The organism is Phyllobacterium sp. YR620, from assembly GCF_900104165.1.
In the GTDB taxonomy this organism is placed as follows: Bacteria; Pseudomonadota; Alphaproteobacteria; order Rhizobiales; family Rhizobiaceae; genus Phyllobacterium; species Phyllobacterium pellucidum.
In genome coordinates, this window is record NZ_FNJP01000003.1 from 389,034 (window position 1) to 414,970 (window position 25,937).

General features: G+C 59.5%; 21 protein-coding genes and 1 tRNA gene. 14 read left to right on the forward strand and 8 right to left on the reverse strand.

Going from position 1 to position 25,937, the window contains the following annotated elements; translation table 11 throughout:
- Positions 1-100 precede the first annotated feature (100 nt).
- The 5 genes from BLR72_RS13710 to lpdA all read left to right on the forward strand — a co-directional run bounded on the left by BLR72_RS13710 (position 101) and on the right by lpdA (position 6,511).
- Positions 101-1,249 (forward strand): DUF2336 domain-containing protein, encoded by a 1,149-nt coding sequence (locus BLR72_RS13710; protein ID WP_091949396.1) that lies wholly within the window; start codon positions 101-103, stop codon positions 1,247-1,249.
- Between the two features lie 288 nt (positions 1,250-1,537).
- Positions 1,538-2,788: a thiamine pyrophosphate-dependent enzyme gene (locus BLR72_RS13715; protein WP_091949399.1), complete on the forward strand. Its 1,251-nt coding sequence runs from the start codon at positions 1,538-1,540 to the stop codon at positions 2,786-2,788.
- Positions 2,789-2,791: 3 nt separating this feature from the next.
- Positions 2,792-3,805, forward strand: coding sequence for an alpha-ketoacid dehydrogenase subunit beta (locus BLR72_RS13720; RefSeq protein WP_027232545.1), 1,014 nt, complete (start codon positions 2,792-2,794; stop codon positions 3,803-3,805).
- A 9-nt stretch (positions 3,806-3,814) separates the two neighbouring features.
- Complete coding sequence (locus BLR72_RS13725) at positions 3,815-5,110, forward strand: dihydrolipoamide acetyltransferase family protein (protein WP_091949402.1); 1,296 nt, start codon at positions 3,815-3,817, stop codon at positions 5,108-5,110.
- A 3-nt stretch (positions 5,111-5,113) separates the two neighbouring features.
- Positions 5,114-6,511 (forward strand): dihydrolipoyl dehydrogenase, encoded by a 1,398-nt coding sequence (gene lpdA, locus BLR72_RS13730; protein ID WP_091949406.1) that lies wholly within the window; start codon positions 5,114-5,116, stop codon positions 6,509-6,511.
- 110 nt (positions 6,512-6,621) lie between these two features.
- Here lpdA and BLR72_RS13735 read toward each other — a convergent pair whose 3' ends face one another.
- Positions 6,622-7,038 (reverse strand): hypothetical protein, encoded by a 417-nt coding sequence (locus tag BLR72_RS13735; RefSeq protein WP_091949409.1) that lies wholly within the window; start codon positions 7,036-7,038, stop codon positions 6,622-6,624.
- A 176-nt stretch (positions 7,039-7,214) separates the two neighbouring features.
- Positions 7,215-9,293 (reverse strand): DNA topoisomerase IV subunit B, encoded by a 2,079-nt coding sequence (gene parE, locus BLR72_RS13740; RefSeq protein ID WP_091949412.1) that lies wholly within the window; start codon positions 9,291-9,293, stop codon positions 7,215-7,217.
- A gap of 292 nt (positions 9,294-9,585) precedes the next feature.
- Here parE and BLR72_RS13745 point away from each other — a divergent pair, with 292 nt between their 5' ends.
- Together BLR72_RS13745 and BLR72_RS13750 are read left to right on the forward strand one after the other, a co-directional pair.
- A complete protein-coding gene (locus BLR72_RS13745; protein ID WP_091949415.1) occupies positions 9,586-10,542 on the forward strand; it encodes a DMT family transporter in 957 nt (318 codons plus the stop codon).
- Positions 10,543-10,572: 30 nt separating this feature from the next.
- On the forward strand, positions 10,573-12,585 hold the full coding sequence (locus BLR72_RS13750; RefSeq protein ID WP_091949417.1) for an acetyl-CoA carboxylase biotin carboxylase subunit: 2,013 nt from the start codon (positions 10,573-10,575) through the stop codon (positions 12,583-12,585).
- A gap of 7 nt (positions 12,586-12,592) precedes the next feature.
- Here BLR72_RS13750 and lipB read toward each other — a convergent pair whose 3' ends face one another.
- Complete coding sequence (lipB, locus tag BLR72_RS13755) at positions 12,593-13,321, reverse strand: lipoyl(octanoyl) transferase LipB (RefSeq protein ID WP_091949419.1); 729 nt, start codon at positions 13,319-13,321, stop codon at positions 12,593-12,595.
- Positions 13,322-13,578: 257 nt separating this feature from the next.
- Here lipB and BLR72_RS13760 point away from each other — a divergent pair.
- A tRNA-Leu gene (locus BLR72_RS13760) sits at positions 13,579-13,663 on the forward strand.
- A gap of 107 nt (positions 13,664-13,770) precedes the next feature.
- Here the strand turns inward: BLR72_RS13760 and BLR72_RS13765 are convergent.
- Positions 13,771-14,049: a hypothetical protein gene (locus BLR72_RS13765; protein WP_091949422.1), complete on the reverse strand. Its 279-nt coding sequence runs from the start codon at positions 14,047-14,049 to the stop codon at positions 13,771-13,773.
- Positions 14,050-14,380: 331 nt separating this feature from the next.
- On the opposite strand from BLR72_RS13765, the gene BLR72_RS13770 reads away from it, so the two are divergent.
- Positions 14,381-15,805 carry an aldehyde dehydrogenase family protein gene (locus BLR72_RS13770; RefSeq protein WP_091949425.1) on the forward strand — a complete coding sequence of 475 codons (1,425 nt, stop codon included), beginning with the start codon at positions 14,381-14,383 and terminating at the stop codon, positions 15,803-15,805.
- A 30-nt stretch (positions 15,806-15,835) separates the two neighbouring features.
- On the opposite strand, the gene BLR72_RS13775 is transcribed toward BLR72_RS13770, so the two are convergent.
- From BLR72_RS13775 to BLR72_RS13790, 4 genes are read right to left on the reverse strand one after another with little or no spacing between them, the layout of a single operon-like run.
- On the reverse strand, positions 15,836-17,422 hold the full coding sequence (locus tag BLR72_RS13775) for a 5-guanidino-2-oxopentanoate decarboxylase (RefSeq protein WP_091949428.1): 1,587 nt from the start codon (positions 17,420-17,422) through the stop codon (positions 15,836-15,838).
- Entirely contained in the window at positions 17,419-18,606 is a 1,188-nt protein-coding gene (locus BLR72_RS13780) for a pyridoxal phosphate-dependent aminotransferase (RefSeq protein ID WP_091949627.1), read from the reverse strand. Before BLR72_RS13780 ends, BLR72_RS13775 begins: the two co-directional genes overlap by 4 nt.
- Positions 18,606-19,262 (reverse strand): TetR family transcriptional regulator C-terminal domain-containing protein, encoded by a 657-nt coding sequence (locus tag BLR72_RS13785; protein WP_027232556.1) that lies wholly within the window; start codon positions 19,260-19,262, stop codon positions 18,606-18,608. Before BLR72_RS13785 ends, BLR72_RS13780 begins: the two co-directional genes overlap by 1 nt.
- Positions 19,259-20,131 carry a dimethylarginine dimethylaminohydrolase family protein gene (locus tag BLR72_RS13790; protein ID WP_091949431.1) on the reverse strand — a complete coding sequence of 291 codons (873 nt, stop codon included), beginning with the start codon at positions 20,129-20,131 and terminating at the stop codon, positions 19,259-19,261. Before BLR72_RS13790 ends, BLR72_RS13785 begins: the two co-directional genes overlap by 4 nt.
- Before the next feature lie 170 nt (positions 20,132-20,301).
- Here BLR72_RS13790 and BLR72_RS13795 point away from each other — a divergent pair, with 170 nt between their 5' ends.
- From BLR72_RS13795 to BLR72_RS13815, 5 genes are all read left to right on the forward strand, one after another.
- Positions 20,302-21,126, forward strand: coding sequence for an ABC transporter ATP-binding protein (locus tag BLR72_RS13795; RefSeq protein ID WP_091949434.1), 825 nt, complete (start codon positions 20,302-20,304; stop codon positions 21,124-21,126).
- Positions 21,127-21,235: 109 nt separating this feature from the next.
- Complete coding sequence (locus BLR72_RS13800) at positions 21,236-21,964, forward strand: transporter substrate-binding domain-containing protein (protein ID WP_244506707.1); 729 nt, start codon at positions 21,236-21,238, stop codon at positions 21,962-21,964.
- A gap of 115 nt (positions 21,965-22,079) precedes the next feature.
- The gene (locus BLR72_RS13805; protein ID WP_091923007.1) at positions 22,080-22,793 is read left to right on the forward strand and encodes an ABC transporter permease; all 714 of its coding nucleotides are present in this window, start codon (positions 22,080-22,082) and stop codon (positions 22,791-22,793) included.
- A gap of 101 nt (positions 22,794-22,894) precedes the next feature.
- The gene (locus tag BLR72_RS13810; protein WP_051615173.1) at positions 22,895-23,632 is read left to right on the forward strand and encodes an ABC transporter permease; all 738 of its coding nucleotides are present in this window, start codon (positions 22,895-22,897) and stop codon (positions 23,630-23,632) included.
- A gap of 191 nt (positions 23,633-23,823) precedes the next feature.
- On the forward strand, positions 23,824-25,827 hold the full coding sequence (locus BLR72_RS13815; RefSeq protein ID WP_091949443.1) for a CocE/NonD family hydrolase: 2,004 nt from the start codon (positions 23,824-23,826) through the stop codon (positions 25,825-25,827).
- Positions 25,828-25,937: the final 110 nt, after the last annotated feature.

Genomic DNA, 25,937 nt, shown 5'->3' on the forward strand with positions numbered 1-25,937 from the left:
TGTCGCGTGGACATGCATGGTTAACGCGCATGGTGAACGGATCGTAAACTTTTTCCCTTTAGAGTTGTGCCCAATCAGGGGACTCGGGGGCGAAGACAGAATGTCCGTTCAGCATTATGTGAAGATGATCGACAATGCCTCGGTGGCGCAGCGCTGCCATGCGGCGGCTGCCTTGGCGCATATCTACTTGCAGCCCGACCTCGAATTCGACGAACGGCGCTCCACCGAAGCGGTGTTGACACTCTTGCTCGATGATCCTTCGCCCAAAGTGCGGCTTGCTCTTGCTGAAGCTTTTTCGACGAGCGCCCATGCGCCGGCTCACATCGTTGCCAGCCTCGCGCGTGACCAGATCGAGGTCGCAACCTATATTCTCGGCCGTTCCGTATTGTTGAGTGACGCCGACCTTATCGATTGCGTCGCCGGCGGCAGTGGCGAAGCGCAGCGCCTGGTGGCGGCGCGCGCAAAGGTGTCCTATCCGGTGAGCGCTGCCATTATCGAGATCGGCGAGGTCGAGGCGGTCGCAGCATTGCTCGCCAATAGCCAGGCGCAGATCGCCGACATAAGTTTTCGCAGGCTTGTCGAGCGCCTCGGCCATGTCGCGGAAATCAGGACGCTCCTGATCGATGACAACCGCCTTCCTGCCGATTGCCGGCATGCACTCGCAGTTCGTATCGCCGAAGCCCTGTGTCAGATGGATATGGTCATGGCTCTTATGGGAGAGCGCCGCGCAAAGCGCATCACGCGGGACGCCTGCGTGCGGGCATCCGTCAGCCTCGTCGCGGCAACGCGCATCAATGAATATCCGGCGCTTATCGAGCATCTGCAATTGCGCGGCGACCTGACCACCGCCTTCGTCATTCGGATCGTCGCGGCTGGAAAGATCGATTTCTTTGCCGCCGTTCTGGTTGCGCTCTCGGGTTACAGTCTCGGGCGCGTGCGCAGCCTCATCATCGACGGACGGCCGGCCGCGCTCGGCGCTTTGCTCAGCGCAGCGGGTTTGCCGGTCAGCACGCATCTTCCGCTAAAGGTGGCGCTCGAGGGCTGGCGTAACGTTGCCAACGGCAGACAGGACGTTGGTTCGCCCGAAATCATCCGTCGCATGATCGAGCATCTGGAGCCAATCGGTCGAGATGCGGGCACGATTCCCGCCGCCGCAAATGATGATATGCTGTCTCTGCTCAAACGCATCCACCTCGATGCCATCCGGGAAAATGCGCGCGAACAGGTTCTCGCCATCACTGCCGCCTAGAACGTGAATGAGCATAATCTGCATTTGATTGCAAAATCGCGGCCGCTTGCGAACGAATAGGCCGGCGGTCGTGACCCGAATTGAAGTATTGTTGCTTTTTTGCTCGGACGTGCCACACCCATGCACCACACGTGATGCACGAATGCCTAATAATATCAAACTGATGTGATCGTATATTGAGGCAGGGCATGATGCCATGCTCGAAGGCCGCTGTTTTAAGACAGTATTACTGACCTAATAATTCATGGTAGACTGCGTGGAAAATGTCAGTGGTTGGGAGGCGATGGCATGTCGAATGACGGTCCCCTTGGAGAATTTGATCCTTTAAGCCTGCATGTGCCGGAGCCGGCCGTGCGGCACGGCGGCGAGCCGGACTTTTCGAATGTGAATATTCCGGAGGCTGGATCGGTCAGGCGGCCCGAGGTGGACGCAAATTCCGAGGATTTCCGCGATCTCGCCTTTTCGATCATCCGGGTTTTGACCCGCGAAGGCGAGGCGGTCGGTCCCTGGGCCGGCATGCTGACCGACGAGCAACTCGTCGAGGGCTTGCGCCATATGATGACGCTGCGCACCTTCGATGCCCGCATGCAGATAGCGCAGCGGCAGGGCAAGACGTCCTTCTACATGCAGCATCTTGGTGAAGAAGCGGTAAGCTGTGCCTTTCGCAAGGCGCTTGCGCCTGGCGACATGAATTTCCCGACCTATCGCCAGGCAGGCCTGCTCATCGCGGACGACTATCCCATGGTCGAGATGATGTGCCAGATCTACTCGAACGAGCGTGATCCGCTGAAGGGGCGCCAGCTGCCGATCATGTATTCGTCGAAAGAGCATGGGTTCTTCTCGATCTCGGGCAACCTTGCGACGCAATATATCCAGGCGGTCGGCTGGGCCATGGCGTCTGCCATCAAGAACGATAGCAAGATTGCGGCAGCCTGGATCGGCGACGGCTCGACGGCCGAGTCGGATTTCCATGCCTCGCTGGTTTTCGCATCGACCTACAAGGCGCCAGTCGTCCTCAACATCGTCAACAATCAGTGGGCAATTTCCACCTTCCAGGGTATTGCGCGCGGCGGATCGGGTACATTTGCCGCGCGTGGCCTTGGCTTCGGCATCCCGGCCCTGCGCGTTGACGGCAATGACTATCTCGCGGTCTATGCGGTGGCGAAATGGGCGATCGAACGGGCGCGGCGCAATCTCGGTCCGACGCTTGTCGAATACGTTACCTATCGCGTCGGCGCGCACTCGACCTCGGATGATCCGTCCGCCTATCGACCCAAAACGGAATCCGATGCCTGGCCTCTCGGCGATCCGGTCATGCGGTTGAAGAATCACCTGATTTTGCGCGGCGCGTGGACTGAAGAGCGTCACAAGCAGACGGAAGCCGAAATCCTCGACACGGTTATTGCCGCGCAGAAGGAGGCTGAAGGCCACGGTACGTTGCATGCAGGCGGCAAGCCTTCGGCGCGCGATATGTTCGAGGGCGTATACGAAACCATGCCGCCGCATCTGCGTCGTCAGCGCCAGCAGGCAGGAGTCTGATCCATGGCCCGCAAAACGATGATCGAAGCCATCCGCGACGCGATGGATATCACCATGGAGCGCGACGATGACGTCGTCGTCTTCGGCGAGGATGTCGGCTTCTTCGGCGGTGTCTTCCGCTGTACGCAAGGGCTGCAGGCGAAGTACGGCAAGACACGCTGCTTCGATGCGCCGATCAGCGAGGCCGGCATCGTCGGCGCTGCGATCGGCATGGCCGCCTATGGCTTGAAGCCCTGCGTCGAGATCCAGTTCGCCGATTACGTTTATCCGGCATATGACCAGATCGTCTCCGAAGCAGCCCGCTTGCGCTACCGGTCCAATGGCGGCTTTACCTGCCCCATCGTTATCCGCATGCCGACAGGCGGCGGCATCTTTGGAGGGCAGACGCATAGCCAAAGCCCGGAAGCTCTTTTCACCCATGTATCGGGCCTGAAGGTGGTGGTCCCGTCCAACCCGCACGATGCGAAGGGACTTCTCATATCCGCGATCGAGGATCCGGATCCGGTGATCTTCCTCGAGCCGAAACGCCTCTATAACGGACCGTTTGACGGCCACCATGATCGTCCCGTCACGCCGTGGTCCAAGCATGATCTCGGCGACGTGCCGGACGGTCATTATACTGTGCCGCTTGGCAAGGCTATCAAGCGGCGCGAGGGCAAACAGATGACGATCCTTGCCTACGGTACAATGGTCTATGTCGCAGAAGCTGCTGCCGAGGAGCACGGCATCGACGCCGAAATCATCGATCTTAGGACGCTGCTGCCGCTTGACCTCGAAACGATCGTCGAATCGGTCAGCAAGACGGGGCGCTGTGTCATAATTCACGAAGCGACCCTGACGTCCGGCTTTGGGGCGGAACTAGCAGCTCTGGTTCAGGAACACTGCTTCTACAAGCTGGAAGCGCCGGTTGCTCGCGTCGCCGGCTGGGATACGCCCTATCCGCATGCGCAGGAATGGGACTATTTCCCGGGTCCAGCGCGTGTCGGTCGCGCCCTTGTAGAAACGCTGGAAGGATAGGAGCAGAAGATGGGTGAATATGTCATCAAGCTGCCGGATGTCGGTGAAGGCGTTGCGGAGGCCGAACTCGTCGAATGGAACGTAAAGATCGGCGATCTCGTGCGCGAGGATACGGTGCTTGCCGCCGTCATGACCGACAAGGCAACCGTCGAAATTCCTTCGCCCGTGGATGGCGAAATCCTCTGGCTCGGCGGTGAAATCGGCGAGGTGATAGCCATCGGTTCGCCGCTGGTGCGCCTTAAGATTGAAGGTGAGGGTCATGCACCTGAACCGGCCAAGCCCGCCAAAAGCGAGGCTGCAGCCCCGCAGCCGGAAAAGAAGTCCGAACCGGCGAAGGCAGAGGTAGAAAAGCCCAAGGCCAAGCCGGCAGCAGTCGCCGAGCCGCCCCGCGTGATGGCACCGCCCGTCAGCGGAGTGGCGCCGCGCGGTGAGGGCGAAAAGCCGCTCGCTTCGCCTGCAATCCGGCTGCGCGCCAGGGAAGCAGGCGTTGATCTGCGGCAGGTAAGCGGTACCGGACCTGCCGGACGCATCACCCATGAGGATTTAGAGGCTTTCTTCGCCCGTGGCTCGCAGCGTCCGGGCGCTGCGGCGCTTGCTCCGGACAATTCGATCAAGGAGATCAAGGTTGTCGGTCTTCGGCGCAAGATTGCCGAGAAAATGGCGATCGCCAAGTCTCACATTCCTCACATCACTTATGTCGAGGAGATCGACGTCACCGCGCTCGAGGAACTGCGCGCGACGCTCAACGCCAAGAAGCGCGCCGAGCAGGCTAAGCTCACGATTCTTCCGTTCCTGATGCGGGCAATGGTCAAGGCCATCGCCGACCAACCAAACCTCAATGCGCTATACGACGACGAGGCCAACATCATCAACCAGTATGGCGGTGTGCACATTGGCATTGCGGCGCAGACCCCGAACGGACTGGTGGTGCCGGTGGTGAAGCATGCCGAGGCGCGCACGCTCTGGGACTGCGCGGCTGAGGTCAATCTGCTTGCGGATGCTGCAAAGACGGGTTCTGCCACGCGTGAACAACTGACCGGCTCGACGATCACCATAACGTCGCTCGGCAGCATGGGGGGCGTGGTGACGACCCCGGTTATAAACTATCCGGAGGTCGCGATCATCGGCGTCAACAAGATCATGGTACGTCCGGTTTGGGACGGGACGAATTTCATTCCGCGCAAGATGATGAACCTGTCATCCAGTTTCGACCATCGCGTCATCGACGGCTGGGATGCCGCAGTTTTTATCCAGCGGATCAAGACGCTGCTCGAAACGCCTGCGCTGATCTTCGTGGAGGGCTGACCTATGAAGGACATTTCCTGCAAATTGCTGGTGATCGGGGCAGGGCCGGGCGGTTATGTCTGCGCCATTCGCGCCGGCCAGCTTAACGTCGATACCGTGATCGTAGAAGCGGTCAAGGTGGGTGGAACGTGCCTGCTCGTCGGCTGCATACCATCGAAAGCCTTGATCCACGCAGCCGACGAGTTTGCCAAGGTCGCGCATTTTGCCGCGGGGCAAACCCCGCTCGGCATTTCACTGAAAGAACCATCCATCGATTTCTCGAAGACCATTGCCTGGAAGGACGGCATCGTCAGCCGCCTCAACAATGGCGTCGCTGGGCTTTTGAAGAAGGCCAACGTCAAGATTGTTACCGGCAAGGCAAAATTCCGCGACGGCAAGACGGTCGAAGTCGAGACCTTGACAGGGCAGCAGATCATTCGCGCTGAAAATATCGTAATCGCCACCGGGTCGGCGCCCGTGGAGATTCCGTCATTGCCGTTCGGCGAAAACATCATTTCCTCGGCCGAGGCCCTCGCCCTGCGCGACGTGCCCGAGAAGCTTGTCGTGGTCGGCGGCGGTTACATCGGGCTTGAGCTCGGCACGGCCTATGCAAAACTTGGCTCGAAGGTCACTGTCGTCGAGGCATTGCCAAAAATCCTGCCGCAATATGATGCGGAACTGACACGGCCGGTATCGCGCAGCCTTTCCGAACTTGGCGTGATGGTGCTGACCGGCGCCAAGGCCAAGGGCATGAGCGCCAAGGGCGATGCGCTCCTGATCGAAAACGCCGATGGCAATGACGACAAGATCCCGGCCGACAAGGTTCTGGTGACTGTTGGCCGCAAGCCGGTGACCTCGGGTTGGGGGCTTGAGGAGATCGACATCGACATGGATGGACGCTTTGTCCGCATCGATGACAAATGCCGCACGTCGATGCGTGGCATCTATGCGATCGGCGACGTGACCGGCGAGCCGATGCTCGCACATCGCGCCATGGCGCAGGGCGAAATGGTGGCTGAGATCGTGGCCGGCGAAAATCGCAGCTGGGACAAGCGGGCCATCGCCGCAGTCTGCTTCACCGATCCGGAGATCGTATCGGTCGGCCTTTCGCCGGACGAGGCAAAGGCGGCCGGTCACGAGGTCAAGGTGGGACTGTTTCCCTTCGTCGCCAATGGCCGCGCCATGACGCAGGAAGGCGAGGAAGGGTTCGTGCGCGTAGTGGCTGCCGCAGGCAATCACCTGATCCTTGGCATCCAGGCGGTTGGCAAGGGCGTGTCGGAGCTTTCGGCAGCGTTTGCCCTGGCGCTCGAAATGGGCGCTCGCCTCGAAGACATCACTGGTACGATCCATGCGCACCCGACGCAGAGCGAGGGCTTCCACGAAGCCTGCCTGAAGGCGCTCGGGCACGCATTGCATATCTAATCAGGAGCCCGCCTGGTCGAAGGATCGCTGGTTCTTAACATACAAACACAGGATAGGCCCATCCGGCGCGCCAGCGCCGGATGAAACTCTTCAGGCTTAACCGACGAGCGTTACTTTCCGGCTGCGGTGTCAGCGTCCTTGCGGGCAAGCCATGCCTCGAGTGACGCTTCTTCCGCGTCGTCGATAGCAGCGGCGGCGACTTCGCGCGCAGCGAGCGCATATTCTTCGGCCAATACGGCGCGATCCTCGAGGCGGTCGACTTCGAGCTGCGTCTTCCACGCGGAAATCTGCTCGTCCGTTGCCGCCTTCTTGGCATCGACCCAGTTCTTGATCCGGGAGTTTGCCGCTGCAACCGAGGCCTTGCCCTCGTCTATACGGCTTTTCACATCATCGAGACGGGTCCGCACATCCTGCTCGGCATCATCTACTTTGCCGTCAATTTTGGCTTTGAGACTATCCAGATTTTCGCTGGCAGCGGTCAGCTTGAGACGGAGGCTTTCGGTGAATTGATCAATCTTCTGGCCCATGGCAATTCCTTAAATAAAATTGTGATTGATTAAGTTGTTGCTCGGCGAATATGAGCTCCGAGACGCTGAATATTGCATTGTTATAAAATAGATATGTGACAAGCATCGGAGATGCGTCGCAGCACATGAGGGCCCGCGACGCAGGCCAAAAAAGAGCAGAACCAGATCAGTTCAGCTCAAATATCGAGTTCTTCGACGAATGCCGCGCGATCCTGAATGAAGCGGAAACGGGCGTCGGGGCGCGTGCCCATGAGATCGTCCACGGCAAGCTTGGTCTCGTTGATCCATTCCTCGTCGATCTGGACCCGAAGCAGCGTACGCTTGCGCCGGTCCATCGTCGTTTCCTTGAGCTGGTCGGCGCGCATTTCGCCGAGGCCCTTGAACCGGCCGATCTCGACCTTGCCCTTGCCGGTAAACTCGGTCTTCAGGAGTTCGTCCTTGTGAGCATCATTGCGGGCATAGGCGACCTTGCCGCCCTGCGCGATCCGATAGAGCGGCGGTACGCCGAGGAACAGGTGGCCGTTGCGGATGAGATCCGGCATTTCCTGATAGAAAAAGGTGATGAGCAGCGATGCGATATGCGCGCCGTCGACATCGGCGTCAGTCATGATGATAACGCGGTCATATCGCAGATCCTCGTCGCGATATTTCGATCGCGTGCCACAGCCCAGCGCCAGGATAAGATCGCTGATCTGCTGGTTGGCGGTCATTTTCTCGCGGCCGGCGCTGACGACATTGAGGATCTTGCCGCGCAGGGGCAGCACAGCCTGCGTCGCGCGATCACGCGCCTGCTTCGCCGATCCGCCAGCGGAATCACCTTCGACGATGAAAAGCTCAGCGCCGATCGCTCCGGTCTGGCTGCAATCGGCAAGCTTGCCGGGAAGCCGCAGCTTCTTGACCGCGGACTTGCGGTTGACCTCTTTTTCCTGCCGGCGCTTGACGCGCTCGTCCGCGCGGTCGATCACCCAGTCGAGAAGCTTGGACGCCTCTTGCGGCGAGGCGGCAAGCCAATGGTCGAACGGGTCGCGAATAGCATTCTCGACGATGCGCTGCGCTTCCACCGTCGCGAGCTTGTCCTTGGTCTGACCGACAAATTCCGGCTCCCGGATGAAAACGGAGAGCATTGCGGCCGAGGAGATCATCACATCGTCGGTGGTTATGATCGAGGCGCGCTTGTTGCCGGCAAGCTCCGCATAGGCCTTCAGGCCGCGGGTGAGGGCGATGCGCAAGCCCGCCTCATGGGTGCCGCCTTCGCCAGTCGGAATGGTGTTGCAATAGGAATGGACGAAGCCGTCGCCGCCGTGCCAGGTCACAGCCCATTCGAGCGCGCCGTGTCCTCCGGACTTTTCAGTCTTTCCCGCAAACATTTCACGAGTGACCTGAAATTCCTTACCAAGCGAGTTGCTGAGGTAATCCTTGAGTCCACCGGGAAAATGAAAAACCGCCTTATCCGGCGTCGGGTCCTTCGGATCCAGCAATGAAGGCGCGCAATTCCAGCGAATTTCCACACCGCCAAAAAGATAGGCCTTGGAGCGCGCCATTTTGTAGATGCGCGCCGGATCGAATTTGGCGCCTTGTCCAAAAATCTCGGCGTCGGGGTGAAACGTCACCTTGGTGCCACGGCGATTCTGAACGTCGCCAACCTCTTCGATCCGGCCGAGCGGTTTGCCGCGCGAAAATCGCTGGCGATAGAGCTTGCGATTGCGCGCGACTTCGACTTCGAGGTGATCGGAGAGCGCGTTGACGACCGAGACGCCGACGCCATGCAAGCCGCCCGAGGTCTCGTAGACCTTGGAGTCGAACTTTCCGCCCGAATGCAGCGTCGTCATGATCACTTCAAGGGCCGACTTATCCTTAAACTTGGGATGCGGGTCGACAGGGATGCCACGGCCGTTGTCCGTTACCGACAGATAGCCGTGTTCGTCGAGCTCGATGTCGATGAAATTGGCGTGGCCCGCCACCGCCTCGTCCATGGCATTGTCAATGACTTCGGCAAAGAGATGATGCAGCGCCCGCTCGTCCGTGCCGCCAATATACATGCCGGGACGCCGACGTACCGGTTCCAGCCCTTCCAGAACCTCAATGTCGGCAGCGCTGTAACTATTTTCTGCGGCCTGCTTCTGCGGCAGTTTCGCGCTCGGCACTGATCGCTCGGATGACGCAGGGACGCTCGTTTCCGGACGCGACTGTACCGCCGCCTGGCGTTCGCGGGCTGTCTTTACGACTGCAGAAAATAGATCGTTGCTGTCATCCATGGTCTTGATCGGCCAATTCTATCCCAATTCGAATCACCTGCAATCCTTGCATGCCCCGAGGGGAAAGGCGATGGGAGTTCGCTGTCTGTTCTGGTGTTCACCCACAGGACTATGCCATGCGCGTGGGCGTATCAAGCAACTTTCTACCTCCAACTCACCTTTTCGGATCCAGCCTGCGTCAGGAGGTCCAAGAACGAACATGTCCGGCGCACTCCAGCAATTGATTTTTTCTGCGGAGCCGATATGCCAGCAGTCATCTCGCCCGCCTGCTTCATCCGGAAAGGTCAAAGCCATGGAAAACACGACCTCGCAACAGTTGAGGGGCGTTTCAGCAATGGCCGCGGCCATGTTTTTCCTGCCGATGATGGATGCGATCGCCAAATGGCTTTCGACGGTCGACAGCATGCCCCCCGCGACTGTAACCCTGTCGCGCTTCGTCGTCCAAACCCTGTTGACCCTGTTGATTATCGTCGCGCTCAGCGGCGCCCGTTCGCTGAAACCGGTAAAGCTCTGGGGCAATATGTTTCGTGGCCTTTTGATGGGCATCGGCAGCCTCTGCTTCTTTGCAGCCGTGAAATACATGCCCCTTGCCGATGCAATGGCCGTCTTTTTCGTCGAACCGCTGATGCTGACCCTGCTTTCAGCCCTGATCCTCAAGGAAGAGGTCGGCTGGCGCCGGCGCAGCGCTGTCGCGATTGGGTTTGTCGGCACCCTGATCGTCATCCAGCCGAGCTGGGAACTCTTCGGATGGGTGTCGCTGCTGCCGCTCGCCACCGCGACGCTTTTTGCCTTCTACCTGATATTGAACCGCCGCTATGGCGATGCGGACACGCCGCTCGTCATGCAGCTCTATGCCGGCATCGGCGGCACGATCACCGTTATCATTGCCCTGGTGCTCGGCCAAATCTTCGGCGTGAGCGACATGACGCTTGGCCGGCCGACGGCCGGACTCTCATGGCTGTTTCTTTTCGCGATCGGCGCGATTGCGACCGGTGGGCACCTGCTCGTGGTACACGCATCGCGTCTTGCGCCGGCGTCGCTGCTCGCTCCATTTCAATATCTCGAAATCGTCATGGCCGTAATCATCGGGCTTGTCGTCTTCAACGAATTTCCTTCCGCCTCGAAGTGGCTGGGCATTGCGATCATTATCGGTTCTGGCGCCTATGTGGTCTGGCGCGAGGGCAAGAAGCGCAACGCAACCGGAGCGACCGCCGAAGAACCTGTTGAGCAAGTGCGCGATTGGCAATAGAAACAGGAACATGCTCCGGGGAGGACTTACGTGTTCAAGAAAATCCTGATCGCCAATCGTGGTGAAATCGCCTGCCGCGTCATCAAGACCGCACGCAAGATGGGTATTGCCACTGTAGCTGTCTATTCGGACGCCGATCGCGATGCGGTGCATGTGGAGATGGCCGACGAGGCTGTGCATATCGGCCCTTCCGCCGCGTCCGAAAGCTATCTTGTCGCCGACAAGATCATTGCGGCTTGCAAGGCCACCGGGGCCGAAGCCGTACATCCGGGCTATGGGTTCCTTTCCGAGCGCGCTTCCTTCTGCGAAGCGCTGGAAAAGCAGGGCATTATTTTCATCGGGCCGAAGCCCAGGGCGATCATCGCCATGGGCGACAAGATCGAGTCGAAGAAATTCGCCAACGAGGCGAAGGTCAGCACTGTCCCGGGCTTCCTCGACATCATCAAGGATGCCTCGCATGCGGAGAAGATCGCCGGCGAGATCGGCTATCCGGTGATGATCAAGGCTTCGGCAGGCGGCGGCGGCAAGGGCATGCGCATCGCCTGGGACAAGTCCGAGGTGCGCGATGGTTTTGAGCGGGCAACCTCCGAGGCGCGCAATTCCTTTGGCGACGATCGCGTCTTTATCGAGAAATTCGTCGTCGATCCGCGCCATATCGAGATCCAGGTGCTGGCCGATGCGCACGGCAACTGCATCTATCTCGGCGAGCGCGAATGCTCCGTGCAGCGGCGCAACCAGAAGGTCGTGGAGGAGGCGCCGTCGCCCTTCCTTGACGAGGCGACTCGCAAGGCCATGGGCGAACAGGCGGTAGCGTTGGCAAAGGCGGTCGACTACCAGAGCGCCGGGACCGTCGAATTCATCGTCGACAAGGACCGCAAGTTCTATTTTCTCGAAATGAACACGCGCCTGCAGGTGGAGCATCCCGTCACCGAGCTCATCACCGGCATCGACCTGGTCGAGCAGATGATCCGCATTGCCGCCGGCGAAAGGCTTGGCCTTGAACAAGCTGATGTCAAACTCAACGGCTGGGCGGTGGAGAGCCGTCTTTACGCCGAAGACCCCTATCGCAATTTCCTGCCGTCGATCGGCCGGCTCACACGCTACCGGCCGCCAAGCGAAGGCCCAGTGGGCAAGGCGATCATCCGCAATGATACGGGCGTCACCGAAGGGTCGGAAATCTCCATGTTCTACGATCCGATGGTCGCCAAGCTTTGCACATGGGCGCCGACCCGACTTGAGGCGATCGACGCAATGGCCGATGCTCTCGATGCGTTCGTCGTCGACGGCATCGAGCATAATATTCCCTTCCTTGCCGCGCTGATGCAGCATCCCCGCTGGCGCGAGGGCCGACTTTCCACAGGGTTCATAGCTGAAGAATTCCCCGATGGCTTCAAGCCCGTGGTCCCGGCGGACGAGGATCGTGATATCCTTGCCTGCGTGGCGCTTGCCGTTGAACTCGTGCGCAAGGAGCGTCTCGACCGGCTCAACGACCGCCTGCGGCCGCACACAGGCAAAATTCGGGCCGATTGGGAAGTCCGCATCGGCGACGACTACGTCCCTGTTCATATTGACGCCTGCACGGCCCATCCGCCATCAAAAATGAAATTCAGGCTGCATGGCGAGAAAGCGGTTACGGTTCGCGCCAACTGGCAGCCCGGCGATGCGGTCTGGGACGGCTATATCGGCGAGCGTTCTGTCAAGGCGCAGCTTCGCCCGGTGCTGAATGGCATGCGTATCGACTGGAAGGGCATGTCGGTTACTGCCCACGCCATGCAAAATCACGTCGCCGCACTTGAAAAGCTGATGCCGGTGAAGGTGCCGCCTGACACCTCGAAGCTGCTGCTTTGCCCGATGCCCGGCCTGATCGTGTCGATCAATGTGACCGTGGGGCAGGAAGTGAAGGCCGGCGAAACGCTTGCGATCGTCGAGGCGATGAAGATGGAGAACGTTTTGCGCGCCGATCGCGACCACATTGTTTCGGCGATCAACGCCAAGATCGGCGACAGTCTCGCCGTTGATGCGATCATCATGGAATTCGCGTGAGGTCCAGCTAGGCCGCCGCGACCTTCACAACTGGTCCAAACACATCTTCGAAGGCCTCCAGCAAGGCGCGATCGACATCGTGCATGTCGACCGGCAGGCCAAGATCGACGAGGCTGGTAACGCCGTGGCCGCGCACGCCGCAAGGAACAATCCCGTCGAAATGTGCGAGTTCCGGTTCGACATTGATGGAAATGCCGTGAAAACTCACCCATTTGCGCAGGCGAATGCCAATGGCGGCGATCTTGTCTTCAGCGGGCGAACCATCGGGCAGGGGCGGGCGCTCCGGCCGGGTGACCCAGACGCCGACCCGATCCTCGCGCCGCTCGCCGCGAACATTGAATGAGGCGAGCGTGGTGATGATCCACTGTTCGAGAGCGGTCACGAAGGCGCGTATGTCTTCACGCCGTCGCTTTAGGTCGAGCATGACGTAGACAACGCGCTGGCCGGGGCCGTGATAGGTATATTCGCCGCCCCGTCCGGTTGCATGGACCGGAAAGCGATCGGCGACGAGTAGATCGGCCGCCTTGGCACTGGTGCCGGCTGTATAGAGCGGCGGATGCTCGACGAGCCAGACAAGCTCACGCGCCCTGCCGTCGCGAATGGCCGCCACACGCTCGTCCATGAAGCCGAGGGCGGTGTCATAGTCTGTCAGTCCATCGGTAACGAGCCATTCGACGGGTGACGATTCGCCTTCGGGCAGGAAATCGGGGACGAGGTCGTCGCGAATGGTTCTCATGGTATGAATGCTGGTCCGGTTGTATCTGCCTGCGCCAGAATCGTAGTCCGCTTAGCCGGTGTGGCTTCGTTTCAACGATTGCGTTGGGTCTGCCGCATATGGACCTTTTCGGGCGGAATTTCCAGTCTTGCGCGGCTGCGTGAAGGTTTATGCCAGCTTTCTAAAAAACAATCGGATTATCGGTAGATAGGGCTTGTTTCACCGAAACCTATTTGCTACATGCCGCGAGCCGACTGGTTCGGCTTCTACCACAGAGTGCGGTCGTGGCGGAATTGGTAGACGCGCAGCGTTGAGGTCGCTGTGTCGCAAGACGTGGAAGTTCGAGTCTTCTCGACCGCACCATTTTCTCTCAAATATTTGAATCTAAAGCAAAATATGGCGGCTTCGGCCGCCATATTGCTTATAGATGCCACCCGTGAGGAAGAGTTTGGCGAATGATCGAATCTTGGTCACATAAACGTGCTGATGATCGACTTGATTTCACTCATCGGCAACAGAGCCATACAGAGTAACGCAGCTAGCCCCAATTGAGCCAACCGGGCGCTTGACGACGCGAAGCCCAGAATTCCAAAGGCTATAGGCAAGCCCCAACTGCTCTGCAAGCCCAACTGATTATGGTGCAGAAGCAACCAACTAACGATCATATATCCCGATGCGCGAACCGCACGTTTTCCGAATTTGACAATTAAATCGACAAATTCCTGATCAAAAGTGTCGCCGTCGGTCATGCCATCCTCCAAACTTGGGAGGACAGGAAGCGTTCAGCGACAAGGAAAAGCCCTGGGCGGAGGCCCAACGTGGACTGGGAGATCATAGTATTTTCCTTAATTCAAAATATAAAAAGTATGCCCTACTCCTCTAGCCAATTTGTGGATCGAGAACAACCATCATGAATTGTGCGACGGAATTTTTCGCGGACTAGACGTAGCGCTCACACTCGGTCGCCTTGACGTGATGCCGCTCTCCGCGCCACCTAATTATACAAACGTATAAAGTTCTTGCCTTCGTCCGATTGTTGGTCAGAATGGGCCTACGGCTAAGTTCTCGGAGGAAAGTTTCATGCTCGACAAACGCAACTTCTATATCGATGGCGAATGGGTAAAGCCGCTTGAGCCAAACGATCTGGAAGTCATCAATCCGGCGACTGAACAGCCGATTGCGGTTATTTCCATGGGCACGGCCGCCGATATCGATCGCGCGGTGGGTGCGGCCAAGAAGGCTTTCCAAACCTATAGCCAGACGTCGGTGGACGAGCGCATTGCGCTGCTCGAAAGGTTGCTCGCTATCTACAAGCGCCGCTACGACGAAATGGCGCAAACGATTACGCTTGAACTCGGCGCTCCTATCACGATGAGCACGCAGCAGCAGGCGGATGTGGGCGTCGGCCATCTTCAGGGCTTCATTGATGCTTTGAAGAACCTACATATGCGCGAGGAATTGCCCAATGGCGACCTGTTGGTGCGCGAACCTATCGGCGTCTGCGGCTTGATCACGCCGTGGAACTGGCCGATCAATCAGATTGCGCTCAAGGTCATCCCGGCGCTCGCAACGGGCAGCACATGCGTGCTGAAGCCGAGCGAATTCACGCCGCTCAACGCCATGCTCTACGCCGAAATGATCGACGAGGCGGGTTTCCCGGCTGGCACATTCAATCTCGTCAATGGCGATGGTGCAACTGTGGGAGCGGCGCTCTCCAGGCACAGGGATGTCGACATGATGTCCTTTACAGGATCGACCCGCGCCGGCATCGCCGTCAGCAAGGATGCGGCGGAAACGGTGAAGCGCGTGACCCTCGAACTTGGCGGCAAATCGCCGAACATCGTTTTTGAGGACGCGGATCTCGAGGATCGCGTCGCCGGCAGCGTGCTTGAATGCTTCAACAATAGCGGCCAGTCCTGCGATGCCCCGACGCGCATGCTCGTCCAGCGCTCGGTCTATGACCGGGCAGTGAAAATTGCCGGAGAAACCGGAAAGCAGGCGCGCGTCGGCAATCCGGAGGAGGAGGGTGAACATATCGGCCCGCTCGTCAGCCATATCCAGTATGGGAGGGTGCAAAACCTCATCGAGGCGGGGATCGCCGAGGGCGCGCGCGTCGTCGTCGGTGGCGCGGGCAAGCCAGAAGGCTACGAGACCGGCTATTTCGTGCGTCCGACCATCTTTGCCGATGTCAGCAATACCATGCGCATTGCGCGCGAAGAGGTGTTCGGTCCTGTGCTGGCGCTGATACCCTTCGACACGGAGGAAGAAGCGATCGCCATTGCCAATGATACGCCCTACGGTCTCGCGGCCTACGTGCAGACCGGCGACGCCAAGCGTGCCGAGCGTGTCGCTGCAAGGCTTAAGGCCGGCATGGTACATATCAACGGCGGGCCGCATCGCTACGGCAGTCCGTTCGGAGGCTACAAGCAGTCCGGCAATGGCCGCGAGGGTGGCAGGTTCGGTCTCGAGGACTTCCTTGAAGTGAAGACAATCCACCGTCCATAAGACGGAAGAAGGGCTGACGGCTGCAAGCCGTCAGCCAACCAGTTTTTCATCGATTTCAATCAGGTACGGGCTATTGCTCGCCTTGCCTCGCAAAAGCGAAGCCGGGAGCTCTCCGATATCGCTGAGACGCTCGGCCGGTACCCCATAGGCTTCGGCAATCTTGATATAGTCCGGAGCGGAGGGGCGAACACCAACGGGGTCGATATTCACATCGACCATTGCGCGCTCGATCTCCTGATAGCCCTGATTGTTCCAGACGATGAAGATCATCGGCACGTTTTCATCGACGGCTGCGCCGATTTCACCGAGGACGAACTGGAAGCCGCCATCGCCGACAATGCAGACCGTCGAGGTCTCGGGCTTGCCAAGGGCTGCGCCAATGGCTGCAGGCGGCCCGAAGCCGAGCGCGCCGAAACCTGTGGCAGCGTTGAACCACCCGCCGACGCGGTCGTGATCGTAATAGAGGTTGCCGGAGTAAATCGTTTGCGTCGAATCGCCGACGATCAGCGAATTGGGCAGCGTATCGCGCAACGTATTGAGGAAACGCACCTGCCCCTGGATGCGCGCGCCGACATCGGCCCAGGCCGCGTCGCGCACGCGCTTTGCGCGTTCTTCGCCGCCTCGGCCGTTTCTGCGGTCCGGCAGGGCTGCAGAAAGTGACCCGACGGTTTCCTTCGCGTCCGCCTCGATCGGCATGAATGCAGGCCAGCGATCGAGCTGTCCGGCATCGATGTCGATTCGCACGAAGCGCTTCAATTCCGGGAAGCCGCCATCGGCGTACATGTCATAGTCGGTCGGTCCCATTTCCGTGCCGATGGCGATGACGAGATCGCTGTCGGCTAGGAGCTCGCGCACCGCCTTGAGGCTCGGGCTTGCCGGGATGAGCAGCGGATGCTTGTGCATGATGCCACGCCCGTTCGTGGTGGCGACTACCGGCGCATCGAGCTTCTCGGCGAGAACCTTCAAGCCGTCCGCCGCAGACTTTGCGCCGCCGCCAACGAGAATGACGGGCCGTTCCGCTGACAGGCAGTGGCGGACCAACTCCGCTATGGTTTCGGTTGATGCGTGCGGCACCGGCGCATCGGAAGGCTCGCGCTGCGCGCCTTCAAGCGGTAGCGCCATGACGTCGAGCGGAATTTCAATGTGAACGGGGCCTGGACGGCGAGACGCAAAAAGAGCAAAGGCCCGGGCAAGCACGATGGGCAGTTCATCGGGCTTTTCGATCCGGTGCGAGAACATTGCAACCGTTTGCAGCATGGCGCGCTGGTTCGGAAGTTCGTGCAGGAAACCCATGCCCTTGCCGAGCGAGTCACGTTGGTTCACGCCGGAGATGACCAGCATCGGAATGGAATCGGCGCGCGCTTGTCCCATGGCAGTGATCGTATTGGTAATGCCCGGTCCGGTGATGACGAATGCGACGCCCGGCTTGCCCGTCGCGCGTGCGTAGCCATCCGCCATGAATCCGGCACCTTGTTCATGGCGCGGGGTAATGTGGCGTATCTTGGAGCCGGCAAGGCCGCGATAAAGCTCGATGGTGTGGACGCCCGGGATACCAAAGACGGTATCGACGTCGTAGGATTCGAGCAAATGAACGAGAGCTTCACCAACCGTGGTCATGCGGATTTCCGTTTCTGAAGGCGTGATGCGAGGCGGACGATGCCGGCACAGGCTGCGTCGATCTTGTCGTCGGCGACACTGAGGCTGAGGCGAAGATAACCGGCAAGGTTTTCGCCGAACGATTCGCCCGGCATGACCGCGACGAGTTCTTCTTCGAGGAGCCGCATCGCAAATTCATCGCCACTGAGACCAGTGGCGCGGATATCGGCGAGAATGAACATTCCGGCCTGTGGGATCTTGCAGTCAATGCCGGCAACGCCATCGAGGCGGTCGGCGATCGAACGCGCCCGGCGAAGATAGCTTTCACGCATCGTCGATGCGGCGGCTGAAGGCTGGCCGAGCGCATAGGCGGTCATATCCGCGATGAAGGGCTGGCCGCCAAAGAGCATCGATTCGGAAAGCGGCAGCAGGCGGCGGGTAAAGTCCTTCGGCCCGACGCACCAGCCGCTGCGGAAGCCCGGCGCCGCATGCGACTTGGAAATGGAGGAGACCGCGACAGTGCGGTCCGCAAGTTCCGGCTGATCGAGCGGCGAAGCAAAGGTACCGTCGAATATGAGCTGCTCGTAGACCTCGTCGGAGACAATCCAGAGATTATGTTTCCGGCAGACCTCGCCGATTTCAGCGATTTCCCTGGCGCTGAGTACCGCCCCCGTCGGGTTGTGCGGCGTATTCAACAGCAACACCTTGGTGCGCGGCGTAATGACCTTTTCAAGGTCGGCCGCCTGCATGCGAAAACCCTTTTCCGGACGCAGCGGTACTGAGACGCGCATTGCGCCGGTTGCACGTACGACGCCGTCATAGGTCGCATAGAGCGGATCGCCCGTTATGATTTCGTCGCCTTCCTCGGCGATGCCAAGCATGACGAGGGAGAGGGCGGTCTGGGTGCCGGGAAAGCACATAATGTGCTCGGCATCGATCGGGCGCCCGGTGCGGGCAGTATATTTGGCCGAAAGCGCGGCCAGTACTGCAGGTTCACCGCGGCCATTGGAATAACCGGTGCGTCCGGCGCGCATCGAGCGTTCTGCGACGTCAATCATATCGTTTGGCGTCGGGATGTCCGGTTCGCCGATGGTGAGCTCGATGACGTCTTCGCCGGCATGCTTCATTTCGCGGGCGCGCATATGCACCGCCCACTTGTCAGAGCCAAGCCCCGCGAGACGATTCGTAACAGACGCATAGCGCATCATGGCGCGCCTCCTTCAGCTTTGAGAGAAATTCCAAGTACGGCTTCGATAGCGCTTATGCCGGTTTCGGCCAACTCGCCATCGGAGAAAATATCGCCGGCCAGGCAGCCTTCGAGCCACAGCCCGTCGATGATCGCATTGATGGCAATGGCGTGGCTGCGGGTGTGGCGCGACTCGGCCGGTGCGCTTGCCGACAGCAGTGCATCGCGTATCAGGATTTCGAGTTCGTCGCGGAAGCCGAGATAGCCGTCGCGATGTGCTGCTGCCATGGCCGGATCGGCGTGGACGAGCGCAATGAAACCCGCCCAGAGCGAAAGATTGTGCGGATCCATGATCGGCTGGCCGAGATTGGCTGTCACGAAGGCGTAAAGGCGGGCGCGGGGATCGTCATTCGCGCTTCTAAGAGCGTCGCTCGCCTGCACGGTCATGCGTTGCATGACGGCACGGTAGGCCGCGCCGATCAGTTCATCCTTGGTCGGAAAATAATAGCGGATAAGCCCGGCGGTGACTCCGGCGCGTTGCGCAATCTCACGTACTGTCGCACCGGCAAGGCCGCGTTCGGCCACGCATTCGAGCGTTGCCGCGATAAGATCCTCGCGGCGCTTGTCCTCGCCCTCGCGGCGAAAGCTCTTGCGGGTGGCGGTTTCAGCGTTCATTGGCGCCAGACAGGGCGGGTGAGACAGGTCGGGCCGCCTTCGCAGGCGATGCAGAGCGCATCGGCCTCGAAGGTTGTGACAGTGCAGCCTGCTGCTTCCATAGCGGCCTTCGTGCCCTCGAAGCCTGCGACGGCAATGACCTCATAGGGCGCTGTCGGCAGGACGTTGAGGTTGAGACCATTGCTGGCCGCAAATTCTGCTTCAGGAGCGGCAACCAGGCGAATGCCGCGTTCTTTCAAAAGCTGGTAGAACGCTGCCGGCAACAGCGGCATGTGCACAAGCGCAAGGTCTTCGGCGAGCGGGGATATGATCGACATAAGGTGCAGGCAGGCCTCTTCTCCATGCCAGAGCGGCAGGTCGAAGCCGAGAACGGTGACGCCAAGCGGCTTGAGAATATCGGCGAGCTGCTCGATCCCCGCCTGATTGGTACGGACCCCGCGCCCAACCGCCAGGGTCTTTTCGTCGACCCAGACGCAATCGCCGCCCTCGACGGTGCCGGGCGCCTCGATGCGGCCGAGGACCGGCACATCCATCTGCCGATAGGTCTCCCGGTGCAAGTCCGTTTCCTCAAGGCGCAGGGGCTTTCCCATGCGCAGGATAACGGCGCCCTTGTCGGTCACCAACGATGGATCATGGGTGAAGATGGAATCGGACAGCCCGTCATTGCCGTCGCGTATCCACGTGATCTCCGCGCCCGAACGGGCAACGAGATCGGCAAACACGCGATGCTGATCGGAAGCCTTGCGTGGATCGAATTGCGGCCCATAGTGCCAGACGTCGCGTTCGGCCCCTGCCATGACGTGGTCCGGCTTGCGCATGATGACGCGCTTCAAGGGGAGGGCCATGGACTGGGAACCGAATGCTTGCATCTGCGCTGCTCTCAAAAAATTGTTTCTCGGAGTATTTATACGCTTGCATAAATAGAGCGCAAGTGGTGTGATGCAGCCAAAGAGGGCAATTTAGACCCTGTCAGATAATGAGGCGGATCAAAGGCTGTCATGACAAAACGTGCAAGCCCAATACGAGCAGGTATCCCGGAATGACGGCGATGGAAGCGGCAACCGTTTCGACGGATCCACTTCAACGGGCGACAGGCGAACAAGCTGAAGCCATTCATATCGAGAAGCTTCACAAGCGCTTCGGAGCACTCGAAGTTCTGAAGGGCGTGTCCCTGACGGCGCGGGATGGCGATGTGGTCGCCATGATCGGCGGCAGTGGCTCCGGTAAATCCACGTTCCTGCGTTGCATCAACTTTCTCGAAAATCCCACCAGCGGCATCATTCGCATCAATGGCGAAGACGTAAAAATGGTCAGCGATGGCCATGGTGGCCTGCATCCCGCCAACCGGCGCCAGATCGAGCGCATCCGCAGCCGTCTCGGCATGGTGTTCCAGAACTTCAACCTCTGGCAGCACATGACGCTCATCCAGAATGTCATCGAAGTTCCGGTCCATGTGCTGGGCATGAAGCGCGATGAGGCCATGGTTATCGGCGAGCAATTGCTCGAGCGTGTCGGCCTGTCGGCCAAGCGCGACGTTTATCCAGCCTATCTCTCCGGTGGCCAGCAACAGCGCGGCGCGATTGCGCGGGCGCTTGCAATCCAGCCGCGCGTCATGCTGTTTGACGAGCCCACCTCCGCGCTTGATCCGGAACTTGTCGGCGAGGTGCTGCGGGTGATCGGCGATCTCGCCGAGGAAGGCCGGACCATGCTTCTCGTCACGCACGAGATGAAATTCGCACGCGAGGTCGCGAGCCACGTCATCTATCTGCACAACGGCATCATCGAGGAAGAGGGTCCGCCGGAATCATTGTTCGGATCGCCAAAATCTGAACGTTTGAAGCAGTTTATCCGGACTGTTTCATAAAATAAGCAAGCAACAGGAAACAATCCTGGGGAACATTGAAAGAATGGAGATGAGAATGAAGTCGTTTTTGAAAACAACGGTATCCGCCGTTGTCCTGGTCGTCGCTGGCATGGGCGCTGCAAGCGCCGAGCAGGTGAAAGTCGGCATCGCTGCCGAGCCCTATCCGCCATTCACCTCGCCCGACGCATCGGGCAAGTGGAACGGCTGGGAAGTCGATATCATCAACGCGCTGTGCGAGCAGGCCAAGCTTGATTGCGTCATTACGCCTGTCGCTTGGGACGGCATCATTCCCGCCTTGACCACGAAGAAAATCGACATGATCGCCAGCTCCATGTCGATCACCGACGAGCGGTTGAAGACGATCGATTTTTCCGACAAGTACTACAACACCCCGACTGTCATCATGGGCGCCAAGGGCGTGGAGATGCAGCCGACGCCGGAAGGCCTGAAGGGCAAGATCATCGGCGTTCAGGTTTCGACGGTGCACCAGGCCTACGCCAAGAAGTACTTCGCTTCGACCGCAGCCGAAATCAAGGAATACCAGACGCAGGATGAAGCGAACCAGGATCTCGCCGCAGGCCGCATCGATGCGACGCAGGCCGACTCGCTCGCGCTCGAAACCTTCGTTGCGACCGATGCCGGCAAGGCGTGCTGCGAGATCAAGGGCAAGGTAGCCGATGATCTGGAGATCCTCGGCCCCGGTGTCGGCGTCGGCCTGCGCAAGGGCGATACCGAGCTGAAGGACAAGATCAACGCTGCCATCAAGGCGATCCGCTCAGATGGTAAGTATGACGAGATCTCAAAGAAGTATTTCAACTTCGATATTTATGGCGGCTAAGCTGTCCGGCCGGAGTGGGACAGCCCGTTCCGGCCAACTTGTTCAAAACTCTATCCGATACTGAATCGAGGACGGCTTGGCCGACGCATCGATCCTTCCCGCCGCCATATCCGGCATGTTCGGGCTCCTGTCGCCAAATCCACCTGGGTGGGGCGGCAATCTGCTTCGCGGGCTCTTTCACTCCCTGCAGATCGCACTTGGTTCTTTCGGCATTGGGCTTATCATCGGAACGCTCGGCGCCTACGGCAAGCTCTATGGCGGCCCGATTGTCCGCGACATTGCCGCTATCTACACCACAATGGTGCGAGCAATTCCCGAACTGGTGTTAATCCTGCTGCTCTATTATGCCGGCACGGACCTCATCAATCGCCTATTCGAGGCCCTCGGTTATAGCCGGGTCGATATTAGCGGCCTTGTCGCCGGTATCGTCGTCCTCGGTTTTGTCCAAGGCGCCTATGCAACGGAGGTCTTGCGCGGCGCAATCAAATCCATTCCGCAGGGCGAGATCGAAGCGGCGAGGGCCTATGGCATGTCGCCGAGCCTGATGATGCGGCGCATTACGCTGCCCGCGATGCTGCCGCATGCGCTCCCGGGACTAGCCAACCTCTGGCTGATCGCCACCAAGGATACATCGCTTCTGGCCGTCGTGGGCTTCGCCGAGCTAACGCTCGAAACGCGCCAGGCGGCGGGTGCGACCAAGGCTTATTTCCTCTTCTATATGGCAGCAGGCGCGCTTTATCTGTTCATCACGCTGTTTTCAAACGCCATTATTGGCCGGGTTGAAATCTGGGCCCGACGCGGCATGCCCTCCGTCAAGGAGGCGCATTGATGTCCGAAACGCCTATCGAAGTCCCGATCGAGACATTTCCGATCCACAAGGAAACGGGCGGGATCCGCATCGCTAGCCTGCTGCAGCCGCATCGCATCGTCATGATGCTGATCGGTTTGGCGTTGATTGCGTCCGCCGTTTTCTTCATGCGCTGGGACTGGCTGCAAAACTACGGCGACCTTATCGCTCAGGGCCTGTGGCGGACGATCTGGATCTTAATCGTGACGGTTATCCTGGGCTTCCTGCTGGCGGTGCCGCTGGGACTCGCCCAAGCGTCCGGGCCGGCGATTCTCGCTGTTCCGGCCAAGATGTTTTGCACCGTCATTCGCGGCACGCCGCTGCTGCTGCAACTCTGGCTGCTCTATTACGGCCTTGGTTCGCTCTTCCCGCAATATCCGTGGATACGCGGATCGGAACTCTGGCCTTATTTGCGGCAGGCCTGGCCCTATGCAGTGCTGGCGCTGACCTTGTCCTACGCGGGCTATGAGGGCGAGGTAATGCGAGGCGCATTCGCCAGCGTTCCCAAGGGACAATTGGAAGCCGCACGTGCCTTCGGCATGCCGCGCTTCACGATCTTCAGGCGGATATGGCTGCCGCAGGCGATCCATCGCGCGCTGCCGACGCTTGCCGGCGAGGCTGTCCTGCAGCTGAAGTCGACGCCGCTCGTTGCGACGATCACCGTCGTCGATCTTTACGCAGTCGCTTCGCGTGTCAGGCAGGATACGTTCCTGACCTACGAGCCGTTGCTCCTCCTTGCCGCGGGATATCTGGTGATCACCGGCATTATCGTGATGCTCTTCAGGCGCGTTGAAAGAATGATCCCCTCGAAGCTCGGATGAAAAACTCGGGTGTGGCGCAAATTGTGTGAGTTATGTCGCAGCTGTTTTATGCCTGCTGGCGAGCAGATGCGCATAGTGTGGGCAAAGGAACACCTCGCAAAGACGAGAAAATGGGATTCTGGCTTTCGCCGGGCGTCACGCCTTCGGCGGGCATTGTCTGTTTTCAACTCTGCGCGAGATGAAAGGCGATAATGCGGACAGTCGAAACGTTTCCTCAGAATGTCATCGAGCATGCCGATATGGGCATCGTCCTGGCTGATGGTTGCCGGCTCTCGGCGCGGGTGTGGATGCCCGAAAATGCCAACGATAGTCCCGTTCCCGCCATTCTTGAATTCCTGCCCTATCGCAAGCGTGACGGAACGACGGCGCGCGACAATCTCACCCATCCGTATTTTGCCGGCCACGGCTATGCCTGCCTGCGTGTCGACATGCGCGGCAATGGCGATTCCGAAGGGCTCATGGAGGATGAATATTCCGAGCAGGAACTTGCCGACGCGTGCGAGGTGATCGACTGGATCGCCGCGCAGCCATGGTCGACCGGCAAGGTTGGCATGATGGGCATATCCTGGGGCGGATTCAATTCGTTGCAGGTAGCAGCGCTCCAGCCCGAGCCGCTCAAGGCCATTATCACGTTGTGCTCGACCGATGATCGCTTCGCCGACGATATCCATTACAAGGGCGGCCTGCTGCTTAATGAGAATCTTGGCTGGGGCGCAACAATGCTTGCCTATTCCTCGCGCCCGCCAGATCCGGCGCATGCCGGCGCAAAATGGCGGGAGATGTGGCTGGAGCGTCTGCGCAACGAGCCGTTCCTGCCAGCTGTATGGCTCAAGCATCAGACACGCGACGACTATTGGCGGCGTGGCTCCGTCTGCGAGGAGTTTTCGGCGATCAAGGCCGCGACCTTGGCGATCGGCGGCTGGGGCGATGCCTATAAGAACGCCGTGCCGCGCTTGATGGAAGGTATAACCGCGCCGGTCAAAGGCATCATCGGTCCATGGGTACACAAATACCCGCACTTTGCCGTGCCGGAACCGCGCATCGGCTTCCTGCAGGAGGCGTTGCGCTGGTGGGATCGCTGGCTCAAGGATATCGACACCGGCGTCGAGAACGATCCGACGTACCGTGGTTACCTGATGGATTCGGTCCGTCCGAAAAGCTGGTACACGGAACGCAGCGGCTATTGGATTGCCGAAAACGAGTGGCCTTCGCAACGTATCGGCAGCAAGGTGCTTCACCTTGCGGGCGACCGGTCACTGGCGCCGGAAGCGAGCGAAAACTTCTCGCATCTGGTCGCGTCGCCGCAGGATTGTGGCATGATGAGCGGCGAATATTGTGCGATCTGGCTCGGACCGGAAATGCCCGGCGACCAGCGCCGCGACGACGCGCTTTCGCTTTGCTATGACACGTCCCTCGACGAGGCAATCGACATCGTCGGAGCGCCGGAAATCACGCTTACGCTTTCGAGCAACAAGCCCGTGGCCATGGTCGCGGTGCGGTTGTGTGACGTGCATGCGGATGGCGCATCGACCCGTATCACCTATGGCGTCTTCAATCTCTGTCACCGCCATGGCCATGACAATGCCGAGCCACTGGTGCCCGGCGAGCAAGTGACAACTACGTTCAAGCTCGATGATATTGCCTATAGGGTCCCGGCCGGGCACACCTTGCGCGTGGCGGTTTCAACGTCTTATTGGCCGCTTGTCTGGCCGTCGCCATCCCATGTCAGCCTCAGCATCCACGCTGGCAGCGTGGCAATTCCCTCGCGCCCGCTTGCGCTCGGCGACGAGTGGACTTTCCCCGAGCCCGAAGGCGCGTCGCCATGGCAAATTGAAACATTGCGCGAAGGTGGCAATAGCCGGACGATCGAACACGATCAGGTAAGCGGCAAGATCACCTTGCTGATCGAGGATGATTTTGGCGAGGCGCGCGACAAGGATCATGGGCTGATCCATGGCGGCGTAGCGCGCGAGCGTTGGGAGATCCATCCTGACGATCCGCTGTCGGCCTATGGCGAGACGCATTGGACCGAGATTTCCGGACGCGACAATTGGCGTACGCGCACGGAGACCTACACGACGATGCGATCGGACCAGCACAATTTCTACCTGACGGGGCGTATCGAGGCCTACGAAAACGACAATGTCATCTTCGAGCACGACTTCGCAGAAACGATCAAACGAAGCTTCATTTGATATTCAGATGAGCCGAGGAGGACTATTTAGCAATCAACAGTTGTAATCCACGGGTATCAAGTCACATTATCACAAAAACCAATCCGGGCGCGTTGCGTCGGAGCAAGAAG

Bases quoted from the DNA above. Each gene is read 5' to 3' on its own strand.
- BLR72_RS13710 (WP_091949396.1), top strand. From the start codon at position 101: ATGTCCGTTCAGCATTATGTGAAGATGATCGACAATGCCTCGGTGGCG.
- BLR72_RS13715 (WP_091949399.1), top strand. From the start codon at position 1,538: ATGTCGAATGACGGTCCCCTTGGAGAATTTGATCCTTTAAGCCTGCAT.
- BLR72_RS13785 (WP_027232556.1), bottom strand. From the start codon at position 19,262: ATGAACGCTGAAACCGCCACCCGCAAGAGCTTTCGCCGCGAGGGCGAG.
- BLR72_RS13775 (WP_091949428.1), bottom strand. From the start codon at position 17,422: ATGACCACGGTTGGTGAAGCTCTCGTTCATTTGCTCGAATCCTACGAC.
- lpdA (WP_091949406.1), top strand. From the start codon at position 5,114: ATGAAGGACATTTCCTGCAAATTGCTGGTGATCGGGGCAGGGCCGGGC.
- BLR72_RS13805 (WP_091923007.1), top strand. From the start codon at position 22,080: ATGTTCGGGCTCCTGTCGCCAAATCCACCTGGGTGGGGCGGCAATCTG.
- BLR72_RS13770 (WP_091949425.1), top strand. From the start codon at position 14,381: ATGCTCGACAAACGCAACTTCTATATCGATGGCGAATGGGTAAAGCCG.
- BLR72_RS13765 (WP_091949422.1), bottom strand. From the start codon at position 14,049: ATGACCGACGGCGACACTTTTGATCAGGAATTTGTCGATTTAATTGTC.
- BLR72_RS13800 (WP_244506707.1), top strand. From the start codon at position 21,236: ATGGGCGCTGCAAGCGCCGAGCAGGTGAAAGTCGGCATCGCTGCCGAG.
- BLR72_RS13790 (WP_091949431.1), bottom strand. From the start codon at position 20,131: ATGCAAGCATTCGGTTCCCAGTCCATGGCCCTCCCCTTGAAGCGCGTC.
- parE (WP_091949412.1), bottom strand. From the start codon at position 9,293: ATGGATGACAGCAACGATCTATTTTCTGCAGTCGTAAAGACAGCCCGC.
- BLR72_RS13720 (WP_027232545.1), top strand. From the start codon at position 2,792: ATGGCCCGCAAAACGATGATCGAAGCCATCCGCGACGCGATGGATATC.
- BLR72_RS13795 (WP_091949434.1), top strand. From the start codon at position 20,302: ATGACGGCGATGGAAGCGGCAACCGTTTCGACGGATCCACTTCAACGG.
- BLR72_RS13735 (WP_091949409.1), bottom strand. From the start codon at position 7,038: ATGGGCCAGAAGATTGATCAATTCACCGAAAGCCTCCGTCTCAAGCTG.
- BLR72_RS13745 (WP_091949415.1), top strand. From the start codon at position 9,586: ATGGAAAACACGACCTCGCAACAGTTGAGGGGCGTTTCAGCAATGGCC.
- BLR72_RS13815 (WP_091949443.1), top strand. From the start codon at position 23,824: ATGCGGACAGTCGAAACGTTTCCTCAGAATGTCATCGAGCATGCCGAT.
- BLR72_RS13780 (WP_091949627.1), bottom strand. From the start codon at position 18,606: ATGCGCTATGCGTCTGTTACGAATCGTCTCGCGGGGCTTGGCTCTGAC.
- BLR72_RS13725 (WP_091949402.1), top strand. From the start codon at position 3,815: ATGGGTGAATATGTCATCAAGCTGCCGGATGTCGGTGAAGGCGTTGCG.
- lipB (WP_091949419.1), bottom strand. From the start codon at position 13,321: ATGAGAACCATTCGCGACGACCTCGTCCCCGATTTCCTGCCCGAAGGC.
- BLR72_RS13810 (WP_051615173.1), top strand. From the start codon at position 22,895: ATGATGCTGATCGGTTTGGCGTTGATTGCGTCCGCCGTTTTCTTCATG.